Origin of the sequence: Arenimonas terrae, from assembly GCF_006265115.1 — a bacterium.
GTDB classification, from domain to species: domain Bacteria; phylum Pseudomonadota; class Gammaproteobacteria; order Xanthomonadales; family Xanthomonadaceae; genus Arenimonas; species Arenimonas terrae.
Map to the genome: position 1 here is coordinate 627,737 of NZ_SMDR01000002.1, position 6,000 is coordinate 633,736.

The 6,000-nt window shown below is 65.7% G+C and carries 3 protein-coding genes and 1 rRNA gene; 1 reads left to right on the forward strand and 3 read right to left on the reverse strand.

Going from position 1 to position 6,000, the window contains the following annotated elements; genetic code table 11:
• The first annotated feature begins 112 nt into the window (after positions 1–112).
• A complete protein-coding gene (locus E1B00_RS11660; RefSeq protein WP_139448920.1) occupies positions 113–1,051 on the forward strand; it encodes a carbohydrate kinase family protein in 939 nt (312 codons plus the stop codon).
• 51 nt (positions 1,052–1,102) lie between these two features.
• Here E1B00_RS11660 and E1B00_RS11665 read toward each other — a convergent pair whose 3' ends face one another.
• The 3 genes from E1B00_RS11665 to rrf form a co-directional block, all read right to left on the reverse strand.
• Entirely contained in the window at positions 1,103–3,439 is a 2,337-nt protein-coding gene (locus E1B00_RS11665) for a TonB-dependent receptor (protein WP_342774287.1), read from the reverse strand.
• Positions 3,440–3,492: 53 nt separating this feature from the next.
• Positions 3,493–5,556, reverse strand: a complete 2,064-nt coding sequence (locus tag E1B00_RS11670; protein ID WP_139448922.1) for a tetratricopeptide repeat-containing sulfotransferase family protein — start codon at positions 5,554–5,556, stop codon at positions 3,493–3,495.
• Positions 5,557–5,887: 331 nt separating this feature from the next.
• Positions 5,888–6,000 (reverse strand): 5S ribosomal RNA (rrf, locus tag E1B00_RS11675); the annotation flags it as partial.

Sequence of the window (6,000 nt, forward strand, 5' to 3'; positions counted from 1 at the left end):
GCCCCGGGCAAGGCGAAAATGCTCGTTTTCCCGTGCCTTGGGCGCATCTCCGCGGTACCATGGGCGCCTTTGCCGGCCTGGGCCGGCGCCCCACTTCGCCACGAGACCCGAGATGCCCTCAGCCCTGATCTGCGGTTCCCTGGCCTACGACACCATCATGGTGTTCCAGGACCAGTTCAAGAACCACATCCTGCCGGACAAGGTCCACATCCTGAACGTCTCGTTCCTGGTGCCCCGGATGCGCCGCGAATTCGGCGGCTGCGCGGGCAACATCGCCTACAACCTCAAGCTGCTGGGCGGCGACCCGGTGCCGATGGCGACCGTGGGCCAGGACTTCGCGCCCTACCGCGAGCACTTCGAGGCCTGCCAGATCCGCCTGGACCACGTGAAGGAGATCCAGGACCTGTACACGGCCCAGGCCTTCATCACCACCGACCTGGACGACAATCAGATCACCGCCTTCCACCCGGGCGCGATGATGCGGTCGTACGAGAACCACGTCCGCGACGTGAAGGACGTCGGTTTCGGCATCGTCGGCCCGGACGGCTACGAGGCGATGCTGCAGAACTCCACGGAGTTCGCCGAACTTTCCATCCCGTTCATCTTCGACCCGGGCCAGGCCATGCCGCTGTTCAACGGCAAGGAGCTGACGACGATGATCGAGCAGGCGACCTACGTCACGGTCAACGACTACGAGTCGAACCTGCTGCAGGAGAAGACCGGCCTGAGCGAGAAGCAGATCGCCGAGCGCGTGCAGGCCTACATCATCACCCGTGGCCCCAAGGGATCCGAGGTGCATGCCAAGGGCGGCGAGCTGCACATCCCCGCCGCCAACGCCATGCGCGTGGTCGACCCGACCGGCTGCGGCGACGCCTACCGCGCCGGCCTGATCTTCGGCCTGATGAACGGCATGGACATGGCCACGACCGGCCGCATCGCCTCGCTGATGGGCGCGCTCAAGATCGAGCACCTGGGACCGCAGAACCAGCGCTTCGACTACGAGGAGTTCGCCGAGCAGTTCCGCCAGCAGTTCGGCTACGCCCTGCGCTGAGCCCAAATGAAACGCCCCGCCGGCTTGCGCCGGCGGGGCGTTTTTTCTTGCTCAGAACTCCTGCGAGAACTTGATGCCGTAGGTGCGCGGCGGCGCCACCACGGTATAGGCCTGCTCGCCGCAGACGGCTTCGGCGCACTGGGTGAAGCGCGACAGCTGCGCCCGCTCGTCGAAGACGTTCTTGATGTAGAAGTCCAGGTTCCAGTTGCCCTTGCCCAGGCCTGCCGACAGGTTGAACAGCTCGTAGGCGTCGAGGTCGCCGAGGATGGCGCTCTCGGCCAGGCGCAGGTCGGTCTTGCGGTTGCCTTCGTGCACCAGCACGCCCTGCACGTACGCGTCGTAGCCGCCCAGGTCGAACGCATAACGCGCGGTGGCGTTGCCCTTGAAGCGGGCGGTGATCGGCAGGCGGCTGCCGGCCGGTGCCTCGGGGTCGGCGCAGACGGTGACCGGATTGCCGTTGGCATCTGTGAAGCCGCAGTAGTTCTCGGTCAGCTCGGCGTCATAGAACGCCAGACCCGTGCTCAGCGTGAGGTTGTAGGTCGCGGCCCAGCTCAGGTCCAGCTCGGCGCCGCGGATGCGGGCGTTGTTGGCGTTCTTGATCTCGGTGAGTCCGTTCTGGCCCAGGATCGCGAACTGGAAGTCCTCCCAGTCCTGCTCGAACACCGCGCCGTTGAAGATCAGGCGGCCGTCGGCCAGGCGCATCTTCCAGCCCAGCTCGATGCTGGTCAGGTAGTCCGACAGGTAGGGCAGCAGGGTGCCGCGGCGGTTGATGCCGCCCGGACGGAAACCCTCGGACCAGGTGCCGTACACCATGATGTCGTCGTTGACCTGGTAGGACAGGTTGAAGCGACCGAGGTGGTCTTCTTCCTTGACGTTCTTGTTGAACACCTCGCAGGGCGCGTTCGGGTACGGCGGCAGGTTCTGCGTATTGCAGGCGCCTTCGCCGTAGGTCGGGTTCGACGAATAGCCCTCGGCGAAGCCGAAGAAGCCGCGCAGGCTGTTGTCGATCTCGTAGAAGCGCAGGCCGGCGGTGGCGGTGAGCTTTTCGGTGATGTCGAACGAGACCTCGCCGAACAGGGCCTGGTCCTGGTCCTCGCGCTGCTGGCGCGTCAGCCAGATCGTATCGGGCCAGCCGCTCACAGACAGCGAGTCGGCCAGGCCATCCACGCGGTAACGTTCCTGGATGTCGTTGTCCTGGTCCTGCCAGAACGCACCGGCCACGAAGCGCCAGCGGTACTCGGCCGGCGAGGCGATGCGCAGTTCGTGCGTGCGCTTCTTGTAGCCATTGGTGGCCTGGATGTACTGCGACGGATTGATCAGGTCGCCGTTGTCGTCGTAGAAGTACGTGCCGTAACCGAACAGCGTGTCGTACCAGAACCCGTAGTCGCTGTAGTCCGACTCGGTGTCCATGTCGCGGTCGAAGTGGGCGAAGGCGTAGGTAAGGTCAAAGTTGCCGATCTTGCCCTGCACGGTCAGCGCCGACTGTGTCCAGCGGTCGTCCGAGGTCTGCGGGTAGAACTGGGTGGTCGCGAGCTCACCCACGTTCGGGTCGACGCCGAAGCTGCCGTTCGTGAACTGCTTCTGGGTCATCACGGTCGGGGTGATGGTCCAGTTCTCGCCCAGGTTGATGCCCAGGGCCAGGCGGGCGCCGTGGGTGTCGCTGTAGTTGAAGTCGTCCTTGGCGCGGCCGGCGTTGTCGATGGTGATGCCCGAGGTCGGGAAGGTGCGCTCGCCGTAGACGTTGTCGATGTAGCCGGCGTCCTCCTTGCTCCAGCCGACCATGCGGATGGCGGCGTTCTTGCCCATCGGGATGTTGGCGAAGCCCTCGACCACGTGGCCGGTACCGCCATCGTGGATCGCGTTCAACTCGACGCCGTAACCAGCCTGGAAGCCACTCGGGTCGGGCTTGTTGGTGATGATGCGCAGCGTGCCGGCCTGCGAGCTGGCGCCGTATAGCGTGCCCTGCGGGCCGCGCAGCGCTTCGACGCGGGCGATGTCGTACGGATGCAGGTCGACGGTGCCGCGGATGGTGGTGATCGGCTGTTCGTCGATGTATACGCCGACGCTCGGCATCGGGCCGGAGTGGTTGCCGTCGCCGCCGCTGGCCACGCCGCGCATGTAGACCTGGAAGTTGCCCGGTACTTCGCCCAGGCGCTGGAACGAGACACTGGGCAGGATCGTGGTGATGTCGTCGAAGTCGGCGATGTTGAGCTCGTCCAGCTGCTCGGTGCCCATCACCTGCATGCTGATCGGGACGCGCTGCAGGTTCTCGCTGCGCTTCTGCGCAGTCACCGTGATCTCGCCGAGCATCGGCGCCTCCTCGCTCTCGGCGGTGGTTTCCTGCGCCCAGGCGAATGGCGCCATCGCCAGCCAGATAGCCGAAGCCAACGGCAACCTTGCCAGTCGGCTCGCCGGCGTTCGTTTGTTCCTGCCCTTCATCGTCATCTCCCCGTCGTGGGTGGTTGATCGGATCGGTACGCCACCACCACCCCTGGTGGCGGCTCCGGATAGTGGTCCAGCACATCGCCAAGCGCCGCCTTGAGCGGGCCAAGCCATGGTTCGTAGTGGCGCCAGTGGTCGACGCCGTCGCGATAGATCGGCTGCCGCACCTGCTCGGAGCTGGCGGTTCGCACCGGGCGGTCGTTCTCGAAGAAGCGCAGGCACTGCGGGTCGAACGGCAGGCCGCAATAATCGAGCAGTCGCCGGACTTCCGCCTCGGTGTCCGCGACCATGTCCTCGTAAACCACGCAGTGGATGCGGCCGGGCAGGACCTCGTCGAAATGGGCCATCAGCGCGACGTAATCGCGGTAATAGCGGCCGATGTCATCCAGGCCGTAGCTGAAGTTCTGGCCGCGGGCAAAGTACTGCTTGTAGCCGGAGAAACAGCAGGCCAGCGGGTGGCGGCGGGCATCGATGATGCGGGCCCTGGGCAGCATCAGGTGGATCAGGCCGACGTGGAAGAAGTTGTTCGGCATCTTGTCGATGAAGAACGGCGCGCCGGTCTTGCGATGGATCCGCGTGTTCTCCAGGTAGCGCTCGCCGAGGCTTCGCAGCTGGGTGGCGTCCTGGCCGGCCAGCACGTCGTGGTAGGCGCCACCCCGCCCCTCGACCGCGTGACGGCGCAGATCGTGGGTCAGCGAGATGATCTCGGGCAGCTCCATCGTGCCTTCGACCTGCGGATGGCTGGACAGGATCTGTTCGATGAGCGTCGATCCCGAGCGCGGCAGCCCGATGATGAAGATCGGGTCCGGCGCAGGGCTGCCGAAGCCCACGCGCGCCTGGAAGAATTCCGGAGTGAACAGCTCGACCGATCGGCGTACGCGGGCGCTGGCGTCGTCAGCGCGGTAGGGGAGCTGGGCGCGCCGGCGGGCGTTGCCGCTCTCGTAGCTGCGGAAGGATTCGGCATGTTCGCCGGCATCCTCGAGCGCCTTTCCCAATGCGAACTCGAACTGGCTGTGCTGTTCCGGATCCAGATCGGTGCGTTTGAGCTGCTCGCGCATCGCCGCAAGGTCTTCCGGCTGGAACCGGAAGGTCTTGAGGTTGGCCAGGCTCCACCAGGCTTCGCCGAAGCCGGGATCCAGCTCGATGCTGCGCCGGTACGCGGAAATCGCCCGATCGCGCTGGCCGGCCGTCTTCAATGCATGGCCGAAGCTGAGCCATATTTTTCCATGGCTTGGGTACTGGCCAAGGATCTGGTCGTACAGCTCGATCGCCGGCGCGTAATCGCCGATGCGGCAGAGGACGACCGCCTTGAGGTTGCGGGCGCTGGGGTTGGATGGGTCGGCCGCGAGCAGGGTTTCGATCTGCGCCAGCGCTTCCTGAGGCTTGTTGGCCCGGTGCAGGACCATCGCCAGATTCTGGCGGGCGGCCTGGAACGAAGGCGCCAGCTCCAGGCATCTGGAGAGCAGCCGCTCCGCATCGTCCATCCGGCCAATGCGTGCGGCCAGTTCGGCAAGCATGCGGATGGCGACGACGTCGGTTGGATGACGCTGCAGGCGTGCGCGCAGGCGCTGTTCCGCCTCCGGTATACGGTTCTCGGCCAACGCCGATCCGGCTGCAATCAGCTCCGGGTCGTTCGTCGCGAAGCGCAGGTGCTGCGCAAATGCCGCGTCCGCCTCGGCCTGTTCGCCGATCGCAGCGAGATGGCCCGCGAACGCCAGCCAGGCGTCGGGCTGTCTGGGATCGATTCGCAACGTCGAACGCAGCGCATTGATGGCCTCATCGCCCCGCCCAAGTTTGGCCAGCAGCAATGCGGATTCAAAACTGGGGCGCGGCCAGCGCGGCTGCTGTTCTCCCAGCTGGGAAAGCTGCCGGAGCGCGAGGTCTGCATGGCCACAGGCGGCATTCGCTTTCGCGAGCAGCAGTTGGGCGGGCGGGTGACCGCCGACGACATTCAGGATTTCCTGCGCCTGTTCGGCGGCAAGCAAGGGATGGGTGGCCAACAACCGCTCGGCATGCGCCAAGGCCACCTCGAGCGTGGCGGAAGGGCCCGGAACCGCACTCATTCCGCCGCTCGCCTTTCGCTGGTTTGGCCCACGCCCGAACTTGCCATCAACAGATCCGCCCGACCCGCCCGCTTGCATCCCCTGACCCCGGCCGGAATGGCCCGGCCAAGACGCCCGGTGGTTGGCTGAGTTGATAACACGACGTTAAGTTCTTGTCGACGCGCGATGACAGGCCGGAGATGCCGGTCATGCCTGGGCACCTCGTTTCGGCTTGGTCGCGGACGGCTCGGGCCCCGAACGCGCGGCGCTACGGGCCGCGTGACGGGCCGCGTGACGGGCCGCAAAAAGAACAAGGCCCCCAGCGTTAGCTGGGGGCCTTGCGGGATAAAAACCCTGGCGATGACCTACTCTTGCATGGCTTAGGCCACACTACCATTGGCGCAGCTGCGTTTCACTTCCGAGTTCGGGATGGGATCGGGTGGTTCCACAGCGCTATGGTCGCCA

Excerpts from the sequence above, each read along its gene's own strand:
- E1B00_RS11670 (WP_139448922.1), bottom strand. The coding sequence starts at position 5,556 with ATGAGTGCGGTTCCGGGCCCTTCCGCCACGCTCGAGGTGGCCTTGGCG.
- E1B00_RS11660 (WP_139448920.1), top strand. The coding sequence starts at position 113 with ATGCCCTCAGCCCTGATCTGCGGTTCCCTGGCCTACGACACCATCATG.